The sequence below is a fragment of the Kitasatospora sp. NE20-6 genome (assembly GCF_045862635.1).
In genome coordinates this window covers 12,502-37,651 of the sequence record NZ_BPRL01000054.1, presented here as the reverse complement: position 1 = coordinate 37,651, position 25,150 = coordinate 12,502, and the positions used below count along the sequence as shown (strand labels likewise).

The 25,150-nt window shown below is 76.4% G+C and carries 22 protein-coding genes; 13 read left to right on the top strand and 9 right to left on the bottom strand.

Features of this window, described 5'->3' with window-relative positions:
• Positions 1-8 precede the first annotated feature (8 nt).
• Complete coding sequence (locus SNE206_RS29900; RefSeq protein ID WP_407916639.1) at positions 9-1,199, bottom strand: flavin-containing monooxygenase; 1,191 nt, start codon at positions 1,197-1,199, stop codon at positions 9-11.
• 257 nt (positions 1,200-1,456) lie between these two features.
• Complete coding sequence (locus SNE206_RS29895) at positions 1,457-2,140, bottom strand: HAD family hydrolase (RefSeq protein WP_407916638.1); 684 nt, start codon at positions 2,138-2,140, stop codon at positions 1,457-1,459.
• 279 nt (positions 2,141-2,419) lie between these two features.
• Between SNE206_RS29895 and SNE206_RS29890 the strand changes: the two genes are divergently transcribed.
• The 4 genes from SNE206_RS29890 to SNE206_RS29875 are packed head-to-tail and all read left to right on the top strand — an operon-like array spanning position 2,420 to position 8,295.
• On the top strand, positions 2,420-3,328 hold the full coding sequence (locus SNE206_RS29890) for a hypothetical protein (protein WP_407916637.1): 909 nt from the start codon (positions 2,420-2,422) through the stop codon (positions 3,326-3,328).
• 18 nt (positions 3,329-3,346) lie between these two features.
• Positions 3,347-4,441: an effector-associated domain EAD1-containing protein gene (locus tag SNE206_RS29885; RefSeq protein ID WP_407916636.1), complete on the top strand. Its 1,095-nt coding sequence runs from the start codon at positions 3,347-3,349 to the stop codon at positions 4,439-4,441.
• A gap of 12 nt (positions 4,442-4,453) precedes the next feature.
• The gene (locus tag SNE206_RS29880; protein ID WP_407916635.1) at positions 4,454-5,518 is read left to right on the top strand and encodes an effector-associated domain EAD1-containing protein; all 1,065 of its coding nucleotides are present in this window, start codon (positions 4,454-4,456) and stop codon (positions 5,516-5,518) included.
• A complete protein-coding gene (locus tag SNE206_RS29875; protein WP_407916634.1) occupies positions 5,515-8,295 on the top strand; it encodes an AAA family ATPase in 2,781 nt (926 codons plus the stop codon). Before SNE206_RS29880 ends, SNE206_RS29875 begins: the two co-directional genes overlap by 4 nt.
• Positions 8,296-8,375: 80 nt before the next feature.
• On the opposite strand, the gene SNE206_RS29870 is transcribed toward SNE206_RS29875, so the two are convergent.
• From SNE206_RS29870 to SNE206_RS29855, 4 genes are all read right to left on the bottom strand, one after another.
• Positions 8,376-9,026, bottom strand: a complete 651-nt coding sequence (locus tag SNE206_RS29870) for a fasciclin domain-containing protein (RefSeq protein ID WP_407916633.1) — start codon at positions 9,024-9,026, stop codon at positions 8,376-8,378.
• A gap of 129 nt (positions 9,027-9,155) precedes the next feature.
• Complete coding sequence (locus SNE206_RS29865; protein ID WP_407916632.1) at positions 9,156-10,760, bottom strand: molybdopterin-dependent oxidoreductase; 1,605 nt, start codon at positions 10,758-10,760, stop codon at positions 9,156-9,158.
• Positions 10,761-10,859: 99 nt separating this feature from the next.
• Positions 10,860-12,395 carry an SDR family oxidoreductase gene (locus SNE206_RS29860; RefSeq protein ID WP_407916631.1) on the bottom strand — a complete coding sequence of 512 codons (1,536 nt, stop codon included), beginning with the start codon at positions 12,393-12,395 and terminating at the stop codon, positions 10,860-10,862.
• 20 nt (positions 12,396-12,415) lie between these two features.
• On the bottom strand, positions 12,416-13,495 hold the full coding sequence (locus tag SNE206_RS29855) for a spore photoproduct lyase family protein (protein WP_407916630.1): 1,080 nt from the start codon (positions 13,493-13,495) through the stop codon (positions 12,416-12,418).
• 292 nt (positions 13,496-13,787) lie between these two features.
• Between SNE206_RS29855 and sigK the strand changes: the two genes are divergently transcribed.
• From sigK to SNE206_RS29820, 7 genes are all read left to right on the top strand, one after another.
• Entirely contained in the window at positions 13,788-14,372 is a 585-nt protein-coding gene (gene sigK, locus SNE206_RS29850) for an ECF RNA polymerase sigma factor SigK (protein WP_407916629.1), read from the top strand.
• On the top strand, positions 14,369-15,115 hold the full coding sequence (locus SNE206_RS29845; RefSeq protein WP_407916628.1) for an anti-sigma factor domain-containing protein: 747 nt from the start codon (positions 14,369-14,371) through the stop codon (positions 15,113-15,115). The genes sigK and SNE206_RS29845 overlap by 4 nt, the downstream gene beginning before the upstream one ends.
• A gap of 182 nt (positions 15,116-15,297) precedes the next feature.
• Positions 15,298-16,653, top strand: coding sequence for an NAD(P)/FAD-dependent oxidoreductase (locus tag SNE206_RS29840; protein WP_407916675.1), 1,356 nt, complete (start codon positions 15,298-15,300; stop codon positions 16,651-16,653).
• Entirely contained in the window at positions 16,650-17,444 is a 795-nt protein-coding gene (locus SNE206_RS29835; RefSeq protein WP_407916627.1) for a DUF1365 domain-containing protein, read from the top strand. The genes SNE206_RS29840 and SNE206_RS29835 overlap by 4 nt, the downstream gene beginning before the upstream one ends.
• Entirely contained in the window at positions 17,441-18,766 is a 1,326-nt protein-coding gene (locus SNE206_RS29830; RefSeq protein ID WP_407916626.1) for a class I SAM-dependent methyltransferase, read from the top strand. The genes SNE206_RS29835 and SNE206_RS29830 overlap by 4 nt, the downstream gene beginning before the upstream one ends.
• Positions 18,763-20,034, top strand: coding sequence for a class I SAM-dependent methyltransferase (locus SNE206_RS29825; RefSeq protein WP_407916625.1), 1,272 nt, complete (start codon positions 18,763-18,765; stop codon positions 20,032-20,034). Before SNE206_RS29830 ends, SNE206_RS29825 begins: the two co-directional genes overlap by 4 nt.
• Before the next feature lie 56 nt (positions 20,035-20,090).
• Entirely contained in the window at positions 20,091-20,828 is a 738-nt protein-coding gene (locus tag SNE206_RS29820) for a DUF1295 domain-containing protein (protein WP_407916674.1), read from the top strand.
• Between the two features lie 43 nt (positions 20,829-20,871).
• Here SNE206_RS29820 and SNE206_RS29815 read toward each other — a convergent pair whose 3' ends face one another.
• On the bottom strand, positions 20,872-21,165 hold the full coding sequence (locus tag SNE206_RS29815; RefSeq protein WP_407916624.1) for a DUF3040 domain-containing protein: 294 nt from the start codon (positions 21,163-21,165) through the stop codon (positions 20,872-20,874).
• Between the two features lie 166 nt (positions 21,166-21,331).
• Between SNE206_RS29815 and SNE206_RS29810 the strand changes: the two genes are divergently transcribed.
• Positions 21,332-22,300, top strand: coding sequence for a MerR family transcriptional regulator (locus SNE206_RS29810; RefSeq protein WP_407916623.1), 969 nt, complete (start codon positions 21,332-21,334; stop codon positions 22,298-22,300).
• Positions 22,301-22,341: 41 nt separating this feature from the next.
• On the opposite strand, the gene SNE206_RS29805 is transcribed toward SNE206_RS29810, so the two are convergent.
• Positions 22,342-22,542: a hypothetical protein gene (locus SNE206_RS29805; protein WP_407916622.1), complete on the bottom strand. Its 201-nt coding sequence runs from the start codon at positions 22,540-22,542 to the stop codon at positions 22,342-22,344.
• A gap of 168 nt (positions 22,543-22,710) precedes the next feature.
• Here SNE206_RS29805 and SNE206_RS29800 point away from each other — a divergent pair, with 168 nt between their 5' ends.
• Positions 22,711-23,241 carry a DUF4383 domain-containing protein gene (locus SNE206_RS29800; RefSeq protein ID WP_407916621.1) on the top strand — a complete coding sequence of 177 codons (531 nt, stop codon included), beginning with the start codon at positions 22,711-22,713 and terminating at the stop codon, positions 23,239-23,241.
• Positions 23,242-23,307: 66 nt separating this feature from the next.
• Here the strand turns inward: SNE206_RS29800 and SNE206_RS29795 are convergent, their stop codons facing one another.
• Positions 23,308-24,549, bottom strand: coding sequence for an NAD(P)/FAD-dependent oxidoreductase (locus tag SNE206_RS29795; protein ID WP_407916620.1), 1,242 nt, complete (start codon positions 24,547-24,549; stop codon positions 23,308-23,310).
• Positions 24,550-25,150: the final 601 nt, after the last annotated feature.

Here is a 25,150-nt window from a genome sequence, read left to right as displayed (position 1 = left end):
GGCCGGTCTCAGACCGACGCCGTGACCCGCCCGTCCCGGTGCGCGTGCCGCTCGTGGAGCCCGTGGAACCCGTGGAGCCCGTGGAACCCGTGCCGCTCCCGCCCCGCGATGTGCCGGGCCACGATGTCCGCGTCCCGGCCCGCACCGCCCACCAGCATCGAGCTGAACGCCCGCTGGAAGGCCAGCCCCACGAAGTACAGGCCCGGCACCGAACGGCAGATGCCCCGCTGCTCCTCCGGCCAGCCGTCCGCGCCGAGGACCGGGAGGTCGATCCAGCCGAAGTCCTGCCGGAAGCCGGTGCACCACACCACGTTCGCCGCCTCCACCACCCGGCCGTCCGCCAGCACCGGCATGCCGTCCCGCACCCCGGTCATCCGCTCCGGCACCCGCTCGACGCCGGCCGCCGCGAGATCGCCGGCCCGCACCCGCAGCAGCGGCCCGCCGTGCGCGCGGACCTCCGGGCGGAGCTTCCGCCCGAGCGGGTTGCCGGTCGTCAGCACGTGGTCGGCGAGCTGCCACAGCACCGGGATCACCAGCCGCGTCGACCGGGCCTCCAGCCGGAACGGGATCTGGCCCGTGTCGCGCCCGCACAGCACCGTGCGGTGGCGTCCGGCGACCTCCAGGGCCACGTCCGCACCCGAGTGCGAGGCACCGACGACCAGCACCGGCCCGTCCTGCAACTGCGCCTCGTTGCGGTACGCGGACGAGTGCAGCTGCCGGATCCGCGGGTCGAGCTTCCCGGCGAAGGCCGGGACGTGCGGCCCGCGGCCGAAGGTGCCGGTCGCCACCACCACCGTGTCCGCGAGCAGCGGGCCGGTGTCCGTCCCGACCAGGAAGCCGTGCCCGTCGCCCCCGCTCCCGCCGCCGTCCCCGCCCGACGCGGCGGAGAGCCGCCGCACGGTGGTGCCGGTGCGCACCGGCAGCCGGAACCGGTCGGCGTACTCCTCCAGGAAGTCGGCGACCTGGTCCTTCCCCGGGAACGACCAGCCGTCGGCGGGGAAGCGCATGCCGGGCAGGCCGTCGTAGCGGGCGGGGCTGTACAGCCGCAGCGAATCCCAGTGCGAGCGCCAGTTGTCCCCGATCCGGTCGTTGCCGTCGAGGACGACGAACTCCCGCCCGTACCGGGCGAGCCGCTGGCCCGTGCAGAGGCCCGCCTGGCCCGCCCCGATGATCACCGTCCCGTGCCGTTCCGTTCCCATGACTCCTCCTCCGTCATGCTGCGGACGAGCCCGTCCGGCGCCCGCTGCAGCAGGGCCGCGGCCTGTGCGAGGCGGCCGCCCGCCGCCGTCGCCGCCACCTGCTCCGGCGTCGCGGTCCTGCCGCCCGCCCGTCCCGGTACCGACGCTACGCGCCCCTGCCGTCCGGGCACGTCGGCAGCGCACGGCGGGCCCGGTCGGCCTGCTCGGCAGCGGGTGGCGACGGGTGGCGACGGGTGGCGACGGGCGGCCGGGACGGTTCAGAAGTGCCCGAGCAGCTCCGGGAAGGTCCGGATCTCCAGCGTCGCGGTGTGCGCCCCGAACTCCTCGTGCTCCAGCACCCAGGTGTGCACGTGCGGGATGAACACGGTGCGCAGCCCGGCCCGGCGGGCCGGCACGATGTCGGACTTCGGCGAGTTGCCGATCATCCAGGTGCGGTCCGGGGCGAGCGCCAGCTCCTCGACCAGGCCGCGGTAGGTGGCGACGTCCTTCTCGGCGACGATCCGGACGTCCTCGAAGTGGTGGGCGATCGCGGAGGCGTCGACCTTCCGCCGCTGCTCCGCGGGATCGCCCTTGGTGAGCATCAGCAGCCGGTGCCGGCCCGCGAGTTCGGCCAGGGTCTCGTCGACGCCGGGGATCAGCTCCACGGTGCGTGCGGTGAGCGGGGCGAGCAGCTCGTCGATGCGGTGGAGGTCGGCGGCGGTCGCGGTCCGCCCGGCCAGCTGCTCCAGGCACTCCCGCAGGCTGCGGCGGAACACCTCGGCGCCGTACCCCAGGGTGACGGCGTTCGCCGCCTCGACGGCGTCGAGGACGGCCCGGGCGGCGGGGCGGCCGGCCTCGTCGGCGACCTCGGCCAGGAAACCGTCGATGACGCGCTCGAAGAGCACGTTGTTCTCCCACAGGGTGTCATCGGCGTCGAAGACGAGTACCTGGTCGCTGTGCACTGGCCGTCCACCTCGTGGTCCGTTCGGGATCTGCTGCGGCCGCACCATTCTGACCCGCCGTCACCCCCGTGCGGCAAGCCGTTTTCCGTCCCGCCCGCCGGGCGGCGGAACGGGCCGGCCGGCCGGTCCGGTCACCCACCGTGCCCGGCGCCCGGGCCTCCGGCCGCCGGTCACGCACCGTCACCAGCGCGGGTGGGCGGGCCTGCAGGGCCCGGCCGATTGAACCCGCGGCCCTGCGGGTCGACACTGGAAGGAGAGCGCAGCCGCCGGAGGCATGCCATGGGATCCGCGATCGTCTACGTGCACGGCATCGGCAACAAGCCACCCGAGCAGCAGTTGAAGGAGCAATGGGACGACGCCCTCTTCGGCCGGCCCATGGGCGGGGCCTCGCGGATGGCGTACTGGGCTCGGCTGCTCCACCCGGAACCCCTGCCCGGCCCGGTGCCGGACGACGGCCTCGGCCCGCCGCCCGGCCCGCCCTCCCCGCTGGAGGCCGCCGGGCCCGGGGCGTCGCCCCCGACACCGGAGGAGTTCCTCGCCGGCCTCCGCGCGGAGGCCGCCGGCCCCTTCGAGAGCGGCGGGCCCGCCGGCGCCGCCCCGGCCGGGCCGTTCGACGCCTGGCAGCAGGACATGACGTACGCCGCGGAGGCCCTTGCGGCAGGGGAGTCCCCGAGCGCCCTGGAGATGCTGCCGCTGCCCCGGTCGGCCCGCACCCTGGTGTTCCGCGCGCTCGTCCGGCACGCCGTCCGGGAGGTGCACGCGTACTTCTTCGGCGGCCTCCGCGACCGGATCGTCAAGATCGCCGTGCACGCCCTGGAGGAGGCCGACGGGCCGGTCGTCGTGATCGGGCACAGCCTCGGCTCGGTCGTCGCGTACGAGGCGCTGCGCGCGCACCGCTGCGAGGTGCCGCTGCTGGTCACCGTCGGATCGCCGCTCGGCATCACCGAGATCCAGGACAGGCTGGCCGCGCCGCTCGTCGTCCCACCCGGCGTCGCCGCCTGGCGCAACGCCTGCGACCTGCGCGACATCGTCGCCCTCGACTCCACCGTCCGCCCCGAGTACGCCCCCGCCGACCGCACCGAGGACGTGCTGGTGGTCAACGACAGTGCCAACCACCACGGCGCCGCCGAGTACCTGCGCAGCCCGGCCGTCCGCGACCCCGTGCGCACCCTGCTCGGAGGCGGCTAGGGCACCGGGACACCCGCCATGACGATGCCCGGACCCCAGATGCGGGAGGCCGTCGCCGCCCTCCTCGACGCGTTCACCCTCGACGCGTTCGACCAGATGCTCCGCTTCCACCTCGACCGCCGCCGTGAGGAGATCTCCCTCGGGTCCTCGCTGCGCACCGTCGCCTTCGAGGTGCTCGACACCGCCGACCGCGAGGGCTGGGCCCCGGCGCTCGTCGCGGGCGCCCGCGAGGCCAACCCCACCAACCCCCGCCTGTCCTCCTTCGCCGAGCAGTGGCGGCTGGCCCCCGTGCAGCCCGAACAGCGGGCCACCCTCGAACGCGTCCTGGCCGCCCAGCCCGGCTACCTCGACCCGGCCGACTGGCGCCGGCGCCTCGGCGCCCTCGAAGGACAGGTCGGCAGGGTCGAGGTGGCCGCCGCCGCAGGCACCACGTACGGCACCGCCCTGCTGGTCGGCCCCGCCCTCTGCCTCACCAACCACCACGTGCTCGCCCCCGTCATCGACGGCCGCTGCTCGCCCGCCGACGTCGTCGTACGCCTCGACCACAAGCGGTCCGCGGACGGCACCGTGCTCCACCCCGGCACCCCGGTCGGCCTCGCGGGCGCCGACTGGCTCGTCGACGCCAGCCCGCCGAGCGCCGTCGACACCCTCACCGACCCGGCCGGCCGGCTGCCCGCCGACGACGAACTCGACTACGCGCTCTTCCGGCTCGGCGAAGCCCCCGGCGACGAGCCGGTCGCCGTCGACCGTGCCGCCCCCGACGCACCCGCCCGCGGCTGGATCACCGCCTCCGCGGCGCCGCCCGCCACCGACGCGAGCCTCTTCCTGCTGCAGCACCCCGCCGCGGCCCCGCTCAAACTCGCCCTCGGCCCGGTGCTCGGCGCCAACGCCAACGCCACCCGGCTGCGGCACGGCGCCGACACCGAGCCGGGCTCCTCCGGCTCGCCCTGCTTCGACCGCGACCTCAACCTCGTCGCCCTCCACCACAGCGGCGACCCCGACTACAGCCCCGGCCACCGGCCCGCCTGGAACGAGGCGATCCCGCTGCCCGCCATCCGCACCCTGCTGGAGCGCCGCGGCGCGGCCGACGGGGTCCTCCGCGCGGCCGGCTAGGAGGTGAGGACGGTGCGACTCTCCGGCGTCGACCGGCGCCACCTCGTGGACGCGGTCGTCACCGACTACGCGGAGGAGGACCTCCGCCAGGAGCTGTCCTACATCGACCGCAGGCTCGCGGCGATCAGCACCGACAGCGACCTGCGCAGCATGGTGCACCGCGTCGTCGAGGAGGCCGAACGCGGCGGCTGGCTGGAGCAGTTCCTCACCGCCCTGCGCGAGGGGCGGTTCCCCGCCGTCGTCACGCTCGCCGACCGGCTGCTCGCCGCGGCCCCGCCGGCCGGCGGGCCGGCCGGCGCGCCCGCGGCCGGCGACGACCCGTACCTCACCGACCTGCTCGGCCAGCGGCTCTTCCTCGACCGCACCCTGCTCCGCAGCCACCTCCGCGACCTGCTCTCCGACAGCCGCAGCCGCGTGCTGCTCGTCACCGGCCCGCGCTCCTGCGGCAAGTCGTACACCTGGTACCTCGTCAGCCACGTCGCCCAGCAGCTGCAGACCTTCAAGCCGCTCCTCGTCGACCTCGGCGAATGGGCCGACCAGGCCTGCACCCCGTACGACCTGATGAGCTCCATCGCGTCCCAGCTGAAACTGCCCGAACCGACCGTCGACCACTACGCGCAGGGCGCCGCGCAGGCCCGCCGGCTGCGCGACTGGCTCGTCGGACAGCTCTACGACCAGTGCGTCGGCGCGAAGTACCTGCTCGTCGTCGACAGCCTCGACCACGTGCCGCTGCAGGCCGACACCGCCGCCCTGATCGACCACCTCGCCGGCGCCGCCGTCCGCGAACGCCTCCCCGGCCTGCGCGTCATGCTGCTCGGCTACGGCCACCCGGAGATCGACGCGCTCGACTCCGTGCTGACCGAACCGGTCGGCACGATCGACCGCCGCGTGCTGTGCGACTTCTTCGCGCGGCTCGCCGCCGGCCTGGACGTCGAGATCGACCCCGCGGTGATCGACACCGTCGTCGACCGCATGCTCACCCAGCTGCCCGCCGACCGGGCCGACGCGATCCGCCGCCTGCCGGGCACCGTCCGCGACACCGCGAACGCCGTCTTCGACCGCGAGGTGCTGCGATGAGGCGGCACCGCGAACACCTCACCGCCGACGCCGTCGAGGCGCGCCTCGCCCGCCTCGCCGACAGCACCGCGCCCTCCGACGCGCCCCCCGACCCGGCCGAGGCCGCCTACCAGCAGGCCGCCGCCGTCCTCGCCTGCTTCGACCCCGCCACCCTGCGGCCGGTCGGCCGGCCGCCCGACGACGCAGCCCTGCAGAGCCTCCTCGCCGTCTGCGAGCCCGTCTTCGGCCCCGACGGCGTCCAGGAGTGGCGGCTGCCCGAACGCCGTCGCCGCGCCGTGCTCGCCGCGATGTCCGGCCCCGACGCCTACCGCGAGGCACTCCGCGCCAACCCCGACCGTCCGCAGGGCCCCGTCCAGCAGGCCCTCACCCGCTACCTCACCGGCACCGCCCCGCTCACCACCGACCAGCCGCTCGACGAACTCCTCGCCACCGCCCGCGTCGCGGACTGGCTCGACGGACTCGTCCCCGGCCTCCCCACCAGCACGGAGATCGCCGAACACCTGGAACACCGGCAGCTCTTCGAACCGCTCCGGCGGCTGGTCGGCACCCACTTCGACGGCCGGGCCGACGTCCTCGCCGACCTCGCCGACCACGTCGCCTCCACCGACCCCCGGCCGCTGCTCCTCTGGGGGCCCGGCGGCATCGGCAAGTCGACCGTGCTCGCCCGCTTCATCCTCGGCAACGCCCAGGACGGCACCCCGGCCCGGCTGCCGTTCGCCTTCGTCGACCTCGACCGGCCCGGCATGCTCCCGCAGGAACCGCTCACCCTGCTGCTCGACGCCGTACGCCAGCTCCGCATCCAGCACCCCGGCCTGCGGCCGCTCGCCGACTTCTTCACCCGCAAGTGGATGGGCCGCGCCTCCGCCCCCGACCTGGCCGCCATCGGCGCGGCCCACTCCGACTCCACCGCGGGCGCCCGAGGCACGCCCGACCACATCACCGCCTCCGCCCGGCTCCTCACCGGCCCCGCCGACCGCGAGGAGCTCTACCGCGAGTTCGCCCGGCTGCTGCGGCTCACCCTGCCCGAGGGGCCGGTGCTGCTCGCGATCGACACCTTCGAGACCGCGCAGTACCAGGGCCCCGAGGTCCTCGCCGAGCTCTGGCGGATGTTCGACCGCCTCGCCGAGGCCGACCCGGCCCTGCGCGTCGTGCTCTCCGGCCGCGCCCCCACCGGGTTCCCCGCCCGCGAGCGGCGCGTACCGGACTTCGACCGCGAGGCCGCCCGCGCCTACCTGCACTCCCTCCTCGGCCCGGACGCCGACCCGGACGGCGTCGACGGCGTCATCGCCCTCGTCGGCGGCAACCCGCTCAGCCTGCGGCTCGCCGCCGACCTGATGCGCGCCGACGGCCTCGCCGACCTCGCCGGCATCGGCGAGGAGCGCACCCGCGCGCGGATCACCGGCGACCAGCTCCAGGGCTACCTCTACCGCCGGGTGCTCGACCACATCGAGGACCCGGACGTCTGCCGGCTCGCCCGGCCCGCGCTGGTGCTGCGGCGGCTGACGCCCGGTGTGCTGCGCCACGTGCTGGCCGGCCCGAGCGGCGTGCCCGTGCCCGACGACCTCCGCGCCGAGGAACTGTTCGACCTCTTCGCCCGCGAGGTCGCCCTGCTCGGACGGGCCGCCGACGGAGCCCTCGAACACCGGGCCGACGTGCGCCGCCAGCTCCTGCCGCTGCTGCGGGCGGACGCCCCCGACCAGGTCGCCGAGATCCACCAGGCCGCCGTCCTGCACTACGCGCACCGCACCGACCTGACGTCCCGCGCCGAGGAGCTCTACCACCGGCTCAGCCTCGGCGGGCCCGCCGCCGAGCTCGACCGGCGCTGGCAGCCCGGCGTGGAGGCCCTGCTCGTGCCCTCCATCGACGAACTCCCGCCCGCCGCCCAGGCGTACCTGGCCTCCCGCTCCGGGAGGACGCTCTACTCCGCCACCCTGCGCGAGGTGCCCGCCGAGGAGTGGGAGCGGCACGCGGAGGTGCAGGTGGCCCGCCTCCTGGAACTCGACGACCCCGAAGGCGCCGCCGAGGTGCTGGCCGAACACCCCGAGGGCAGCGAGCCCGGCGGCCGGCTGCTGCTGCTGGAGGCACGGGTCCGTGCGGCGCAGGGCCTGCTCGGCCGGGCCCGGACGCTGGCCCGCCGGGGCCGCCACCGGGCGGCCGAGCAGGGCGACCCCGCCGCGCAGCTGGAGGCGGCCTTCGCGGAGGCCCGCTGGGCGGCCGAGGACGGCAGCCCGGACGACGCCGGACCGATCCTCGCCGAGGCCGTCCTGCTCGCGGAGGACCTCGACGACCGGCTCACCGAGATCCGGGTCGAACTGGCCCGCTGGGAGCTCGCCCGCGCGTACGGCCCCGGCGGAACGGAGGCGGTGGCCCGGCGGCTGGCGCGCCTGGTCGACGGCCGGGCCGTCGAACTCCTCTCGCAGGACCCCAAGCTGCTCCTGGCCGCCACCGGCGCCGTGGGCGCCGCCCGGCCGGAACTCGTGCGGCAGAGCCTGCGCGTCATCGGCCTGCGGCGTTTCACCGCCGACCAGCAGGCGGCACTCGCCCGGGCGCTGCGGGAGTGGGACGGGGCCCTCGGCGGCGCGGCCGCCCGCAGGGTGGCGGGCACCGGGGCCGGGCCGCCCGCGGAGGGATTCTGGGAGACCTGGCTCGGCGCCACCCCACCGGCGGAGACGGCGACGGTGCTCACCGCGCTCACCGAGGCCCTGCCCGGCGCCGACGGGGTGGCCGGCGCGCTCGCCGCGGTCTACCGGGAGTGGACGGGCCGCGGCACCGGCTGAGCGTCAGGACGGCGCCGGCCCCCGGGCCGGCGCGGGGGTGCGCCGGGCCCGGGGGCCGAGGTCGGGGTGGTGCGGGGGCGTCAGGAGGCCGGCATCAGCACGGTGTCGACGATGTGGACGGTGGCGTTCGAGGTCTGCACGTTGCCGCAGAGCACCTTGGCGTTGCCGTTCACGGTGAAGTCCTCGCCGGAGCCGGTCGCGGTGACCTTGCCGCCCTCCAGGGTGGCGTGGTCGCCGGGCAGGGCGGCGGGGGTGATGCGCTCCGGCGCGACGTGGTAGGTGAGGACCTTGGTGAGCTTGGCCTTGTCGGCGAGCAGGGCGTCCAGGTCGGCCTTCGGGATCTTCGCGAAGGCGTCGTTCGTCGGCGCGAAGACGGTGATGTTCTTCGCCGAGTTCAGGGTGTCGACCAGACCTGCCTGCTTGACGGCCGCGACCAGGGTGGAGAGCAGCGGGTTGTTGGACGCCGCCGTGGCGACCGGGTCCGCGGCCATGCCGGAGAAGCTGCCCTTGCCGTCCTTCGGCACGGCGGCACAGGCGGCACCGAACGGCTGGTCCGCCACGGCCGCGGCGGAGGCGGGGGCGGGGGCCGAGGACGCCATGGCGGGGGCCGAGGCGACGGGCGCGGCGTTGGCGCCGGAGGAGCTGTCGCTGCTGCAGCCGGTCAGACCGACGGTCAGGGCGCCGGCGGCGAGCAGGGCGGCGAACGTGGTGCGGCGGGTGGCACGGGACATGACGGGTGCTCCTCGGAGGTGGTCCCTGCCCGGTTCCGGGCATGGGGGTGGTGGCGCCGGGCCGGTCGTCCGGGCGGCGTGGATGGTTCGGTTCGTGGGTTCGGTTCGTGCGGTGGCGGGCCGGGCAGGTCAGGTGACCGTCACCACGGTGCTGTGCAGGCCTGTTGCCCCGGAGGGGAAGGGCGGGGTGCGCTCCTCGGTCTGGACGGCGCCGGCGGTGTCGGTGGCGCGGACCTCGATCCGGTGGGTGCCGGGCCGGGCCCCGCGCCACTCGTACGTCCACTGGCGCCACAGGTCGGGGCCGGCGTCGGTGGCGAGCCGGGCCTGGGTCCAGGGACCGCCGTCGGTGCGGACCTCGACCGCGGCGATGCCGCGGTGCGTGGCCCAGGCGGTGCCGGCGACCGTCACGTCCCCGGCGGGGACGCGGGCGAAGGGGGCCGGGACGTCGATCCGGGAGGCGGTGCGCACCGTCCCCGTCCGGTCCCAGCCGCGTCTGACCCAGTACGGGTCGTGGGCGGCGAAGGTGGTGACCTCCAGGTCGACCAGCCACTTGGTGGCCGACGTGTAGCCGTACAGGCCGGGGACGACCGTGCGGCAGGGGAAGCCGTGGGCCACGGGCAGCGGTTCGCCGTCCATGGCGAGGGCGAGCAGGCCGCGCCGCCCGTCGAGGAGGGCGTCCATCGGGGTGCCGATGGTCATGCCGTCCTTCGAGCGTCCGAGCAACTGGTCGGCGCCGGGCCTCACCCCGGCGCGTCGCAGCAGTCCGGCGATCGGCACGCCGAGCCACCGGGTGGTGGAGGCGTACGTGCCGCCGACTTCGTTGGAGACGCACACCAGGGTGGCGTCGAGCTCCTCCAGCGGCTGCTGCAGCAGGTCGTCGAAGGAGAGCAGGAGGGGGCGGTCGACGAGCCCGTGCACCCGCAGCGACCAGCGGCGCGGGTCGATCCGGGGCAGGGTCAGGGCGGTGTCGACCCGGTAGAAGTCGCCGTTCGCCGTGGTGAAGGGGGTGAGGCCGGCGACCCCGGGGTGGACGCCGCGGGGCAGGGCTGCGGCGGGGCGGACCGGCGGGGGGAGCCGTACGGCGCCGCGGGCGGCCCCGACGTCCTGCCGGCTGTCGGCGAGCCTGCGCCCGCCGACCCCGGCCAGGGCGGCCGCGGCGACGGTGCCGCCGGTGGCGGCGAGCAGGGTGCGCCGGGCCGGGCCGGGTGCGGCCGGGGCCCCGGACCGGGGGGAGGCGGTGCGCAGCCGCCGGGCGAGCAGGTGCAGCACGGCGGCGCCGGCCAGTCCGGCGGCGAGCGAGGGCAGGGCGTCGGCGGCGGTCGCGGTGGGCCGGGAGAGGGCGGCCCACACGCCGACGGCGCCGAACGCGCCGACGATGCCCGCGCCGAGGGCGGGGCGGCGCAGGGCGACGAGCCCCGCGACCACGGCGAGGGCGGCCATGGTGAGGTGGATGCCGCCCAGCAGCACCGGCTTGTCGTTCGTGCCGAACGTCCGGACCGCGTACTCCTTGAGCGGGGTCGGGGTCAGGTCGATGGCGGCCGAGCCGACGGCGAGCACCGGAGAGGCGTCGGGCCCGGTGAAGGCGGCGACGAGCTCGCCCGTGCCGACCGCGGCCGCGGCGGCGGCCAGGCCGGTCGCGGCTGCCGCGGCGAGCCGCAGCACACGGGTGCGGCGGCCGCGCGGCGGGTCGGCCGGCTCGGTGTCGGGTGTTCCCTCGGTGCTCACACCCCCCATTCGGCCCTGGGGCCACGGTGGATTGGTGCGATCTTCCACCTCACCCGTCCGAGTGAACGAGACTCAGCGCGGACCGCTCCGACCGGCGGTGACGTGCAGTCAGGCGACCGATCCGCCGCCGGTGACGGCGCTCTCGGTGATCCTGCGGGCCATCCCGCCGAAGACGACGGCGTGGAACGGCGCCACCGACCACCAGTAGGCGTGGCCGGCGAGCCCGTGCGGGTGGAAGAGCGCCCGCTGCCGGTAGACGGTGCCGCCGGTGCCGTCGGGGGCGACGCCGATCTCCAGCCAGGCGGGTCCGGGCAGCCGCATCTCGGCGCGCAGCCGGAGCAGCCGGCCGGGTTCGATCTCCTCGACGCGCCAGAAGTCGAGGGAGTCGCCGACCCGCAGCCGGGCGGGGTCGCGGCGGCCGCGGCGCAGGCCGACCCCGCCGACGGCGCGGTCGAGCCAGCCGCGCAGGGCCCAGGCGAGCGGGAAGGAGTACCAGCCGTTGTCGCCGCCGATGCCCTCGACGACCCGCCAGACGGCGTCCGGGGAGGCGTCGACGGTGCGTTCGCGGACGTCCTCGTAGAGGCTGCCGCCCGCCCAGTCGGGGTCGGTGGGCAGCGGGTCGCTGGGGGTGCCGGGCAGCGAGGCCGACGACCACCGGGTGGTGACCTCGGCGTCGCGGATGCGGCGCAGGGCGAGCCGGACGGCCTCGTCGAAACCGATCGGCCCCTGCGGGGGGTCGGGGATCCACCGGGCGATGTCGTGCTCGGAGCAGACCACCTCGTGCCGCAGCGACTCGACGAGCGGCCGGGCGATCGAGTTGGGCACCGGGGTGACGAGGCCGACCCAGTGCCCGGACAGCCGCGGGGTCAGCACCGGCACGGGCACGATGACGCGGCGGGGCAGCCCCGCGACGGCGGCGTACCGCATCATCATCTCCCGGTAGGTCAGCACGTCGGGCCCGCCGATGTCGAAGGTGCGGTTGACGTCGGGCGGCAGCAGGGCGGCGCCGGTGAGGTGGCGCAGCACGTCGCGGACCGCGATCGGCTGGATGCGGGTGCCGACCCAGTTGGGCGTCACCATCACCGGCAGGCGCTCGGTGAGGTAGCGCAGCATCTCGAAGGAGGCGGAGCCGGAGCCGATGATGACGGCGGCCCGCAGTTCGGCGGTGGGGACGCCGCTGTCGCGCAGGATCCGGCCGACCTCGGCGCGGGACCGCAGGTGCGGGGAGAGCTCGGCGGCGGGGACGCCCGCGGGGGTGAGGCCGCCGAGGTAGACGATGCGGCCGACGCCGGCCCTGGCGGCGGCGGCGCCGAACGCGCGGGCGGCCTCCCGGTCGGTGCGTTCGAAGCCGGGGCCGGTGCCGAGGGCGTGCACGAGGTAGTAGGCGACGTCGACGCCCTCGAAGGCGCCGGTGAGGGTGTCGGGCCGGGTGACGTCGCCGGTGGCGGTCTCGACGTCGGCCCGCCACGGGTGGTCGCGCAGGCGCCCGGGGTCGCGGACGAGGCAGCGCACCCGGTGGCCGGCGGCGAGCAGCTCGGGCACCAGGCGGCCGCCGATGTAGCCGGTCGCGCCGGTGACCAGGCAGTGCCGGGGCGGGACGCCGGACTCCTGCGGCGGACGGTCCTGCGTGGGCTGCTCGTGCATGGCGCTCTCCCGGGGGTGGGTCAGAAGGCGTACCGCACCCTCAGCCAGGGCGCGTGCCGGTCGATCAGGGTGCGGAGCACGTCGAGGGCGGCGGCCTTGCCCCCGGCCCGGTAGCGGACGTTCCAGCTGCCGTTCCCGGACTTCTTGGCCTCCTGCAGGGCGGGCCGCCAGAGCAGGTCCTCGGCCTTCGGGTGCCAGCCGAGGTTCACCTCGTGCAGGTCCCGGTTGTGGGTCAGCATGATGATCTCAGCGGCGGCCTGGGCTTTCACGGAGGCGGGCAGCATGTCGTCCATCCGGTGCAGCAGCTCGGCCCAGTCGGCCTGCCACCCGTCCCGCAGCACCACCGGGGAGAGGTTGAAGTGCACTTCGTAGCCGGCCTCCAGGAAGTCGCCCGCGGCGAGGATCCGGTCCGGCACGGGGGTGGTGCGGATGTCGAGGAGGCGGGCGTCGGCGGGTGGCATCAGGGAGAACCGGATGCGGGTGCGGCCGCGCGGGTCGAGGGCGAGCAGGTCGCGGTTGACCCACTTGGTGGCGAAGGACGCCTTGGCGGTGGGCCAGTGCCGGAAGGCCCGTACGAGGTCGGCGGTGTTGTCGCAGATCAGGGCGTCGACCGCGCAGTCGTTGTTCTCGCCGATGTCGTACACCCAGGCGTGCGGGTCGCACTGGTTCGGTGCGGGCTTGCGGCCCTGCCGGCGGACGTGGCCGGCGAGGTAGGAGACGATCCGGTCGATGTTGGTGAAGACGGTGATCGGGTTGGCGTAGCCCTTGCGCCGCGGCACGTAGCAGTAGGCGCAGGCGAGCGCGCAGCCGTTGGCGGAGCTGGGGGCGATCCAGTCGGCGGAGCGCCCGTTGGGCCGGGCGGCGAGCGACTTCTTGACGCCCAGCACCAGCACCTCGCTCTTGACCCGGGCCCAGCGTTCGACGTTGCCGGCGTTGCCGTGCAGGTGGGGGATCCGCCAGTGCGAGGGCACCTCGACCACGCGGGCGCCGGGGAAGCGCTCCAGCACCTGCCGGCCGCGGGGCGACGCGGCGGCCGCCGGTTCCGCGTAGATCTCCCGGACGTCGAACAGCGGGAGCGGGCGGCGGGGCGCGGGCGGCACGGTGCGGCCTCCTGAGGTGGCGCGGAGCGGTTCGTTCCGGGGGATCCGGAGCGGCCGGGGCCGCCGGATTGGTCCATTCTCCGTCCGGTGTGGCAGCGTCGCCGACTCCGGCGGGGAATTCCTCCGGACGGGCAATCCGCCGGGGTGACGGCTCCGAACACCACGTACCGACGACTCCTGCCGTTCCCGTCCACCGGCACGGCCCACCATGCTCACGGAGGTCCTCCATGTCCGCCATCCGCCCCGCCGGCCGGCTCCGCGCCCGTGCGGCACGACCCCGGGGGGCGGCGCGTTGAACACCGTCGTCCACCTCTCCGGGCCGCACCGGCGCGGCCCCGACCTGCAGGAGCTCGTCGCCCAGGTGGCGTTCGGCGACCAGGATGCCTTCGGCCGGCTCTACGACGCGGTGGCGGGCCCGGTGCTGGGGCTGATCCGCCGTGTCCTGCGCGACCCCGCGCAGTCCGAGGAGGTCGCGCAGGAGGTCATGCTGGAGGTGTGGCGCACCGCCGCCCGCTACCAGCCGGAGCGCGGCGAGGTCATGTCGTGGGTGCTGACGATGGCGCACCGCCGCGCCGTCGACCGCGTACGGGCGGCGCAGGCCGCCGCCGACCGTGACCAGCGGGTCGCCGCGCGGTCGCACATGCCGGCCTTCGACGAGGTCGCCGAGCAGGTCGAGGGCCGGATGGAGCGCGAGCAGGTGCGGCGCTGCCTGAAGACGCTGACCGAGCTGCAGCGCCAGTCGGTGACCCTGGCCTACTACCGCGGCTACTCGTACCGCGAGGTCGCGGACATGTTGAGCACGCCGCTGGGTACCGTCAAGACGCGGATGCGGGACGGTCTGATCCGGCTGCGCGACTGCCTGGGGGTGGGAGCATGACCATCGGAGCCGATCTCCACACGCTGACCGGCGCGTACGCCGCGCACGCCCTCGACGGCGCGGAGCGCGACGAGTTCGAACGGCACCTCGCCGCCTGCCCGGCCTGCGACCAGGAGGTCCGGGAGTTCGCCGCGACGCTGGCCCGGCTGGGTGCGGCCGAGACGGCCGCGCCGCCCGCCGAGCTGCGGGCCCGGGTGATGGCGGGCATCGGATCCGTCCGCCAGCTCGCCCCGCCGACCGCGGCGCCGGAGAGCGGCGGCCGCCGCCGCGGGCGCCTCGCCCGGCAGTGGCCGAAGTTCGCCCTGGCCGCCTCGGTCGCGCTCGCGGCCGCCCTCGGCGGGCTCGCCGTGCAGCAGCACGACCGGGCCGAGGACGCCGACGCGCGCGCCGCGCAGCTCCAGCAGCAGCAGGACCGCTTCTCCGGCCTGCTCACCGCACCGGACGCCCGGACGGCGACCGCTGCCGCCGGGTCCGGCGTCGGCACCGTCGTCTGGTCGGAGAGCCGCGGCCAGGCCGGGTTCCTCGCGGCCGGCATGCCGGCGCTGCCGGAGGGCAAGACGTACGAGCTGTGGTTCAACGACGCCGGCACGATGCGGCCGGCCGGCCTGCTGCCGGCCTCGGACGGCTCGCTGCTGCTGCAGGGCCCGATCGACGGGGCCGCCGGGATCGGCGTCACCGTGGAGCCCGCGGGCGGCTCGGCCCGTCCGAGCGGCGACCCGGTGATGCTGCTGCCGTTCGACTGAGGTGCCGCGGGCGCCGTGGGGCCCGGCTGCGTGCCGCGCCCCGCGGCCCCCGGACGGCGTCCGCCGCGGAACGCGCCGCCGAACGGACCAATCCGCCCCCCGCGCCGCTCCGAAGTGCCGGTGACAGGCAAGGAGTGGCCCGGCAGCGTACGGGCCCGCGCACCGGAGGGGGCCTCGTGACAGTGCCCGGTACCGTCCCGCACACCGCTGACGGCAGCACGGACCGGCGGGATCCCGCCCGGCGCACCGTGGCGGTGGTCGGCGCCGGCGTGGCCGGGCTGACCGCCGCGTACGAGCTGGAGCGCGCCGGCGTCGCCGTGGAACTGTTCGAGGCCGACGACCGGCTCGGCGGGCACGCCCACACCCAGGAGGCCGTCGGCGCGGACGGCCGCACCGTGCCGCTCGACACCGGCTTCCTCGTGCACAACGAGCGCACCTACCCGCACCTGATCCGGCTGTTCGCCGAACTCGGCGTCGAGACCCGCGACAGCGACATGAGCATGTCCGTGCAGTGCGCCGGCTGCGGCCTCGAGTACGCGGGCGCCCGCGGCCCGTCCGGCCTGGTCGCCCGCCCCGGAGCCCTCCTGCACGCGCGCTACCTGCGGATGCTCGCCGAGGTGCCGCGCTTCCACCGCCGGGCCCGGCGGCTCCTCGCCGACCCCGGCGCCGGCGACCCGTCGCTGCGCGACTTCCTCGCCGACGGCCGGTTCGGCCCGTACTTCGTCCAGCACTTCATGACCCCGGTCGTCGCCGCCGTCTGGTCCTGCGCCCCGGACCTCGCCGGCGACTACCCGGCCCGCTACCTCTTCGCGTTCCTGGAGAACCACGGCATGCTCGGCGTCACCGGCTCGCCGACGTGGCGCACCGTCGTCGGCGGCTCCCGCACCTACGTCGAACGGATCGCCGCCCGCCTCACCGCGGTGCACCGCGACACCCCCGTGCGCGCCGTCCACCGGCACGCCCACGGCGTCGAGATCGCCACCGCCGACGGCCGCCGCACCGCCGCCGACGCCGTCGTCGTCGCCACCCACGCCGACCAGGCACTGCGCCTGCTCGCCGAACCCACCCAGGACGAGGCCGACGTGCTCGGCGCCTTCCGGTACTCCCGCAACCCCACCGTGCTGCACCGCGACGCCTCCCGGCTGCCCACCGCCCCCCGCGCCCGCGCCTCCTGGAACTACCGCATGGCCGACTGCGACGACACCGCCGACGGCGTGCAGGTCAGCTACCACCTCAACCGGCTCCTCGGCCTCGACACCGCCGAGGACTACCTCGTCACCCTCAACGAGGACCGCCACCCCGTCGCCGACGACCACGTCGTCTCCCGCACCGTCTACGCGCACCCGGTCTACACCGGCACGAGCGTCGCCGCCCAGCGCCGCCTGCCCGCCCTCTCCACCGGCCGCACCGCCTTCGCCGGCGCCTACCACGGCTGGGGCTTCCACGAGGACGGCTGCCGCTCCGGCGTCCAGGCGGCCGCCGCACTCCTCGCCGCGGGCCTCCCCACCGCCGACGCGCACCGCGCGGGCGTGCGATGAACCCCGCCCTGCCCGGCCCCTGGGGCGCCGCCCTCTACGAGTGCCGGATCACCCACGTCCGCACCGCCCCGCTCCGGCACGCCTTCCGCCACCGCACCTACCTGTGGCTGATCGACCCCGACCGGCCGCCGCGGCTGCCCCGGGTGCTGCGCCCGCTCGCCCGCTTCCGCGCCGCCGACCACCCCGGCGGCCCGGCGGCCGGGCTGCGCGCCGACCTCGCCCGCCACCTCGCCGCGCACGGCATCGACCTCGGCACCGGGCAGGTGCTGATGCTCACCCAGGCCCGCTCCCTCGGCCACGTCTTCAACCCGCTCACCGTCTACTGGTGCCGCGACGCCGACGGCCGGCCGCTGTGCACCGTCGCCGAGGTCCACAACACCTACGGCGGCCACCACCGCTACCTGCTGCACCCCGACGCCGACGGCCGGGCGGAGACGGCGAAGGAGTTCTACGTCTCCCCGTTCTTCCCCGTCGACGGGCGCTACCGGATGACCCTCCCCGAGCCCGCCGAACGGCTCGACCTGAGCATCCGTCTGGACCGCGACGGCGGCAGCCCGTTCCTCGCCACCGTGCACGGCCGCCGCACCCCCGCCGGACCGCGCGCCCTGCTGCGGGCCGCCGCCCGGCACCCCCTCTCCACCCTCGCGGTCAGCCTGCACATCCGCTACCAGGGCATCCGGCTGTACCTGCGCGGCCTGCCGGTGCACCCCCGGCCGCAGACCCGCCCCGCCCCCCGCACCACCGAGACCGACGTCCGCCCCGCATCCCCCGAAGAGGTGTCCGCCCCGTGACCCGGCCCGCCCTCCAGACCGTCCCGACGACCGTCCCGCCGCAGCCCGCGGCGCCCGCCGAGACCGCCACGCACGCCGTGGACCCGGACCGCTGGCCGGACGTCGCACGGGTGCCCCGCGGCCCGCTGCGCGCAGCCGTCGCCGAACGCCTGCTGCGCCGTGTCGCCCTGCGCCGCGGCCTGCGCGTCGAGATGCCCGACGGCAGCCTCCTCGTACCGGCCCCGGCCGGCGCCCCCGTGCTGCGCCTGCACCGGCCCGAGGCCTTCCTGCACCGCGTCGGCGCCACCGGCCTGATCGGCTTCGGCGAGTCGTACCAGGCCGGCGACTGGGACGCCCCCGACCTCGTCGGCCTGCTCACCGTGCTCGCCACCGCGCCCGAGACCCTCGTGCCGACCGGCGCCCAGTGGCTGCGCCGCCTCTACGTGCAGCGGCCCCCCGCCGGGGAGCTCGGCACCGCCGACAACGCCCGCCGCAACATCCACCACCACTACGACCTCTCCAACGACCTCTTCGCGCTGTTCCTCGACCGCACGATGACCTACTCCTCCGCGCTCTTCCCGGAGGCCCCCGACGGCACCGTCACCGCCGCCCGGGACGCCCTGCCCGAGGCCCAGCACCGCAAGATCGACCGGCTGCTCGACCTCGCCGCCGTCGGCCCCGGCAGCCGCGTCCTGGAGATCGGCACCGGCTGGGGCGAACTCGCCCTGCGCGCCGCCGCCCGCGGCGCGACCGTCGTCAGCCTAACCCTCTCCGAGGAACAGCTCGACCTCGCCCGCCGCCGCATCGCCGACGCCGGCCTGGCCGACCGCGCCGAGGTGCGCCTCTGCGACTACCGCGCCGTCGAGGGCGAGTACGACGCCGTCGTCAGCGTCGAGATGATCGAGGCGGTCGGCCGGCCCTTCTGGCCCGTCTACTTCCGCACCGTCGACCGCGTGCTCGCCCCCGGCGGCCGGGTCGCGATCCAGGCGATCACCATGCCCCACGACCGCATGATCGCCAGCAGCAACACCTACACCTGGATCCTCAAGTACATCTTCCCCGGCGGCCTGATCCCCTCCGTGCAGGCGATCGACCGGACCACCGCCCGGCACACCACGCTGCGCGTCACCGGCACCCACGGCTTCGGCCCGCACTACGCCGAGACGCTGCGCCTGTGGCGCGAGCGCTTCACCGAGCGCGCCGCCGAGGTCGGCGCGCTCGGCTTCGACCAGGTCTTCCGCCGCACCTGGGAGCTCTACCTCGCCTACTCCGAGGCCGGCTTCCGCACCGGCTACCTCGACGTCCAGCAGCTCCTGCTCACCCGCGAGGGGGACGCCCGATGACCGCCGCCGCGCTCCTCGACCCGCTGCTCACCGACCTCCTCGGGGCACCGCTGCCGTTCCGCGTCCGCGCCTGGGACGGCTCCACCACGGGCCCCGACGACGCCCCCACCGTCGTGCTGCGCAGCCGCCGCGCCCTGCGCCGGCTCCTCTGGCAGCCGGGCGAACTCGGCCTCGCCGACGCCTACATCACCGGCGAACTCGACGTGGAGGGCGACCTCGCCACGAACCTCGGCACCGTACGGCGCGCCCTCGCCGGCCGCGGGCCCGTCCGCCCGTCCCCGGGCGACTGGCCGCGGCTGCTCACCGCCGCCGCCCGGCTCGGCGCGATCGGCCCCCGCCCCGCACCGCCCGGCGGCCGGGCCGCCGTGACCGGCTCGCCGCACAGCCGCCGCCGCGACCGGGCCGTGATCAGCCACCACTACGACCTCTCCAACGCGTTCTACACGCTGCTCCTCGGCCCGGCGATGGCCTACTCCTGCGCGTACTACACCGCCGAGGGGCAGGGCCTGGCCGCCGCCCAGGCCGCGAAGTTCGACCTGGTCTGCCGCAAGCTCGGGCTGCGGCCCGGCGACCGGCTCCTCGACGTCGGCTGCGGCTGGGGCGCCCTCGCCCTGCACGCCGCCCGCCACCACGGCGCCCGGGTCACCGGCGTCACCCTGTCGAGCCGTCAGCACGCCTACGCGACGGCCGCGGTGGCCGAGGCCGGCCTCCAGGACCGCGTGGAGATCCGGCTGCGCGACTACCGCGACATCGCCGACGGCCCGTACGACGCGGTCAGCTGCATCGAGATGGGCGAACACGTCGGCGACGAGCAGTACCCGGCGTTCGCCGCCCGTCTCTCCGGCCTGCTGCGCCCGCAGGGCCGGCTGCTCGTCCAGCAGATGTCCCGCGGGGCCTCCGCCCCGGGCGGCGGGGCGTTCATCGAGACGTACATCGCTCCGGACATGCACATGCGCCCGGTCGGCCGCACGGTCGACCTGCTGGAGGGCGCCGGGCTGGAGGTGCGCCAGGTGGAGGCGCTGCGCGAGCACTACACCCGCACCGTCGACGCCTGGCACGACACCCTCCGCGAGCGCCGCACCGAGTTCACCGCGCTCGTGGGCGAGCCCACCGTGCGGTTGTGGCAGCTCTACCTGGCGGGCAGCTCGCTGGCGTTCGCCGAGCGGCGGATGGGCGTCGACCAGATCCTCGCCGTCCGGCCCGACGACACCGGCACGGCCGGGGTGCCCGCCACCCCGGCCGGCTGGTACGCGGCGGTGGCGACGTGAACGGCGCGGCCTTCGCGGTGAACCTGGCGGCGACCCTGGGCGCCGTGCTGGCGGTGATGCTCGCGGCGTTCGCCGTCGGCGTCCGCACCGGCCGGCACCGGGGCGTGGACACCGCCTGGGGCCTGGCGTACACCGCGGTCGCCCTCACCGGGTACGGGCTCTCCGCCGGGCACGGCGACGACGGCCGCCGCCTGCTCGTCACCCTGCTCGTCGTGGTGTGGGGCGTCCGGCTCTCCGTGCACATCGGCCTGCGGGCCCGGGGCGCCGGGGAGGACCCGCGCTACGCCCGGATGCTCTCCCGCGCCCCGGCCGGGCGGCCGCGCACCCGGTACGCGCTGCGCATGGTCTACCTGCTGCAGGCCGCCATCGTCTGGTTCGTGTCGCTGCCGGTGCAGGCCGCGCAGTACCTGCCGGACGCGCTCGGGCCGCTCGCCTGGGCGGGCACCGCGCTGTGGGCGGTCGGGCTGTTCTTCGAGGCGGTCGGCGACCGGCAGCTGGCCCGGTTCAAGGCGGACCCGGCGCACCGCGGGCAGGTGATGGACCGCGGCCTGTGGCGCTGGACCCGGCACCCGAACTACTTCGGTGACGCCTGCGTCTGGTGGGGCCTCTTCCTGCTGGTCGCGCAGGCGCCGGTCGGCTGGGCGTTCGTGCTGAGCCCGGTGCTCATGACGTACCTGCTGGCCTTCGGCAGCGGCAAGCCGATGCTGGAGCGGCAGATGGGGTCGACGAAGCCCGGCTGGGACGCGTACGTGGCCCGGACGAGCGGCTTCCTGCCGCTGCCGCCGCGCCGCTGACCGGCCACGGGGCCCGCGGCCCCGGCGGGGGAGGCCGGGGCCGTCAGGGGACGGTGCGGGCGAGACGCCGGAAGGCCGCCGCGGTGCCGGCCGCGGCGGCCCCGGCCAGGACGGCTGCCTCCGGGACGCCCGTGGCCGCCCGGAGGGCGCAGCCGGCGGCGGTCGCCGCGAGGACGGCGATCACCGCGGTGAGCACGCGCGGCCGCCACAGCAGCAGGGCCGCACGCCCGCGGCGGCGCCGCATCCTGCGGTCGAACGCGGGGTCGGCCAGGCGGGTGCGGTGTTCGATCCCGGCCAGGGCCGACCGCTCCTGCGCGGTCAGGGCGGCGACGGTCACGGCGGACGACCTCCTCGGACCGCCCCGGGCGGCACCGGGACGTCCACCGCCCGGGGGGTTTGCCCCCACCCTCCGCCCGGGCCGCGCCGACCGCACCTCGCAGCGCCTGTGCACCGTTCGTGCGTGTTCCGCCCGGCGGCGGGTCCGGCAGGCGTACGGTGCGGGCGTGGAGACTTTCAACGACCTGTCGGCCTCCCTCGCGGAGGCCAGCATCACGACCGGGGGAGTCGCCCGTCGGCTCGGCGTCTCGCCCACCACCGTGCGCTCCTGGGAGCGGCGGTACGGCATCGGGCCGACCGGTCACGAGGCCGGCCGGCACCGGCGGTGGAGCCCGGGCGACGTCGCCGTGCTGGAGGCGATGTGCCGGCTCACCGCCCGCGGGGTGCCACCCGCCGAGGCGGCCCGGCTGGCCCTGGAGGGCGTCGCGCCGACGGCCCGCAAGGGCGCGGGCCCGGAACCGCGGGAGCCCGGCGGCAGCCGGGCGCTGCCGCTGGGCACCGTGCGCCCCGAGTGCCGCGGACTCGGACGGGCCGCGGTGCGGCTCGACGCCCCGTCGGTCGAGCGGATGCTGAACCGGGCCGTCGACGACCTCGGGCTGGTGACCGCCTGGGACGAGGTGATGATGCCCGCGCTGCGCGCGGTGGGCCGCAAGTGGCTGGCCGAGGGCGAGCGCTACGTCGAGGTGGAGCACCTGCTGTCCTGGCACGTCTCCGGGGCGCTGCGGCGGATCACCAGCTGCACGGATCCGGCGGTGCCGACGGCCCCGGTGCTCCTGGCCTGCATGCCGACCGAGCTGCACTCGCTGCCGCTGGAGGCCGTGGCGGCGGGGCTGTCGGGCCGCGGGGTGCCGTTCCGGATGTTCGGGCCGGCGGTGCCGGCGGAGGCGCTGACCGAGGCCGTCCGGCGGATCGGGCCGTCGGCGGTGCTGGTCTGGTCGCAGTCGCGGACGACGGCCGACGTCCGGCTGGCGCAGTTCGCCGCGGCGACCGCCTGGGGGCCGCGCGGTGCGCGGGCGCGCCCGGCGGTGCTGCTGGCCGGTCCCGGCTGGGCGGGCACGGGCCGCATCGCCGGCACGGTGCGGCCGAAGACCCTCGCGGACGGGCTGGCCGTGCTGTCGTCCCTCGCGATGTCCTGACACGTGCCCGGCGGTGCCCCGGCGGACCAGGGGCCGGCCGTTCAGCGGACCGGTGCGCGGGCCGCGGGGACGAGCGCGGGCCCGCCGAGTGCCGTGGCGAGGCGGTCCAGCAGCGGGGTGTCGGCGACCGCCTCCAGCACGGTGAGCAGGGCGTCGACCCGGTGTCCGTCGCCGGTGCACACCGCCCGGCATATCAGCTCCACGAGGGCCTCACGGCCGGCGCGTGCGGTTCGTTCGTCCATCGTGCCCGCCTCCCTTCCTCTCTCTTCGGAGCGGTGCCCGGGGCCGGACGGGTCGGGTGGCGCGATCGGCCTGAAACGGTGCGCCACCGGTGCGACTGAGGCTTCCGGTGCATGCCACTCAGGATGGTCACGGGACGGCGCGTCCCGCATCCCGAAGGGAGCACGGCCATGGATCTCCGCGACGAACTCCCCGTCGACCACCGGCTGGCACAGGTCTACCGCATCGGCGCCGGGCTCTGCGGGGCGGTGCTGCTGGTCTTCGGCTGCCTCGGCCTCGCCGACGGCCTGTCCTTCTTCAGCACGAGCGGCGAGCAGGTGGCCGGACTCTCCAGCAACGGCCTGCTGAGCCTGATCTCCGTGGTCTTCGCGGTGGTGCTCATCGCCGGGGCCGTGATCGGCGGCAACACCGCCTCGACGGTCAACATCGCCGTCGGCGTGCTCTTCGTGCTCAGCGGCTTCGTCAACCTGGCGCTGCTCGACTCGGACGCGAACCTGCTGGCGTTCCGCATCCCCAACGTGATCTTCAGCTTCGTCATGGGCTTCGTCATCGCGACCTTCGGCATGTACGGCCGGGTGAGCAGCAAGCTGCCGCACGACAACCCGTACTGGCGCACCCGCCACGCCGGCACCGAGCACGCGGCGGCGGCGCAGGCCGCGGCCGGGCCGGGCGTGCCCCGGCTGGGCGGCCGCACCTCCTGACCGCCTCCTGACCGCCGCCGCTGGACCTCGGGGCGCGGGCGGGGGTGCAGGCGGGGTGGGGACGGTTCAGGCGACCGGCCGCGCGAGGTCGGCCAGCACCTCGCGGGCCGCCCGGGCCCCGGAGGCCATCGCCCCCTGCACGGAGCCCGTGCCCCGGTGGTCGCCGCACACGTACCGGCCCGGCCCCACCCGGGTGGTCCGGCTCAGCGGGTGCGGGGCCGGCATCGCGGGCAGCGCGTAGGTGATGTGACGGTCCGCCAGGTGCTCCCAGCCCGCGGTGTCCGTGCCGTACAGCTCCGCGAGGCGGGCGCGCACCTGCGGCTCGTCCGCCGGCCCGCCCAGCACCGAGGTCGACACCAGCGCCCGCCCGTCGCCCGCGTAGCCGGGCACCACCTCGGTGAGGACGACGGTGTTCAGCACGAGGCCGTCCGTGTCGACGACCAGGGTCGGCTCGGCCAGCGGGGACACCGGGGCCGCGTGGTAGAGCGTGGTGACCGCCCGGCCCGGCGGCACCGGCAGGCCCGGCAGCAGCCCAACCGCGGCGGGGGCGTCCGTGGCGACGACGACGCACGGCGCCGCGGCCTCCGAGCCGTCCGCGAGCAGCACCCCCGCGTCGGTCAGCGCGGCCACCGGCGCCTCCAGCCGCACCGTGCCCGGCGGCAGCGCGGCCGCGAGCTGCTCCGGCACGGCACCGATCCCGGCCTGCGGCAGGCAGAGGGTGCCGCGCAGCATGCTCCGCCACACGAGGTGGAAGACCCGGCCCGAGGTCTCCAGGCCCTCCTCCAGGAAGACCCCGGCCAGGAACGGCCGCAGCACCGCGTCGACGGTGGCGTCCGAGAGGCCCGCCGAGGTCAGGGCGGCGTGCACCGGCACGTCGCGGCCGCGCCGCAGCAGGGCGGCGGGCGCCAGCATGTCGCGGGCGCTCAGCAGGCCGAGCGCCACGGTGTCGCGCAGCGGTGCGAGCCGGCCCGGCAGCAGGTCGGCGGCCTGGCCGGGGCGCCGCGTCGGGTCGGCGAAGCGGTACCGGCCGCGGGAGCCCGCGAGCACGAAACCGGGCGTGAACGGGTGCAGGCGCAGCGCCCGCAGGTCCGTGCGCCGCTGCACCTGCGGGTAGGAGGTGTTGAACACCTGGAAGCCGCGGTCCAGCCGGAAGCCCTGCACCAGGTCGGTGCGCATCCGCCCGCCGACGCCGTCCGAGGCCTCCAGCACGCGGACGCGCAGGCCCGCCGCGGTCAGGTCCTGCGCGCAGGCGAGCCCGGCGACACCCGCGCCGACGACGACCGCGTCCACCGAGGGCTCCGTCGCCACCGGTCCTCCTCTGTCCGTACGGGTGCGCGGCGTGCCGTGCACGTCCGCAGGGCGGGTGCGCGGGAGCCGTGGGGCTCCGGGGGCCCCGTGGCTTCAGTCATAGCGCCTCGTGCCCGGGCGGCGGGGTTGCCGCGCGCAGGGCGCGGCCCGGCGGACGCCCGGCCCGCGGCAAACGCTGCGCCATCGATGCGGGCTGCCCGTGCGCGGCGGCGGAGGGACGCTGACTGCGGGTGAGGGCCCGTACGGAGGGGCGTCGGCGCGCAGCGTCCGCGCCCTTCCCCCGGAAGTGGGGCCGGATGTCCGGGACGGGCCCGGAAGTGGGTCGTACGGGCCCGCGCTGCGGATGGCGCGGGCCCGTTCCCGTGCGCGGGTGCGGGCCGCCGGGGGCGTGGGGAGCACGGGGCGGTCAGGGGTCCGGGGCGGTCAGGCTGGGGGAGCGGTTGGACAGGGTGGCGGGGGAGCGGCGTACGGTCTGTACCTGCTGCTCGTGCGGACAGATCCGGGACAGGTCCGGGACCTGTCCGCACAGCCCGCTCCCGGCGGCAGGCTTCTGGAGGAAACCTGCCGGTTGTGTTCACTTCGTGAAGGTATGGGAATCCTT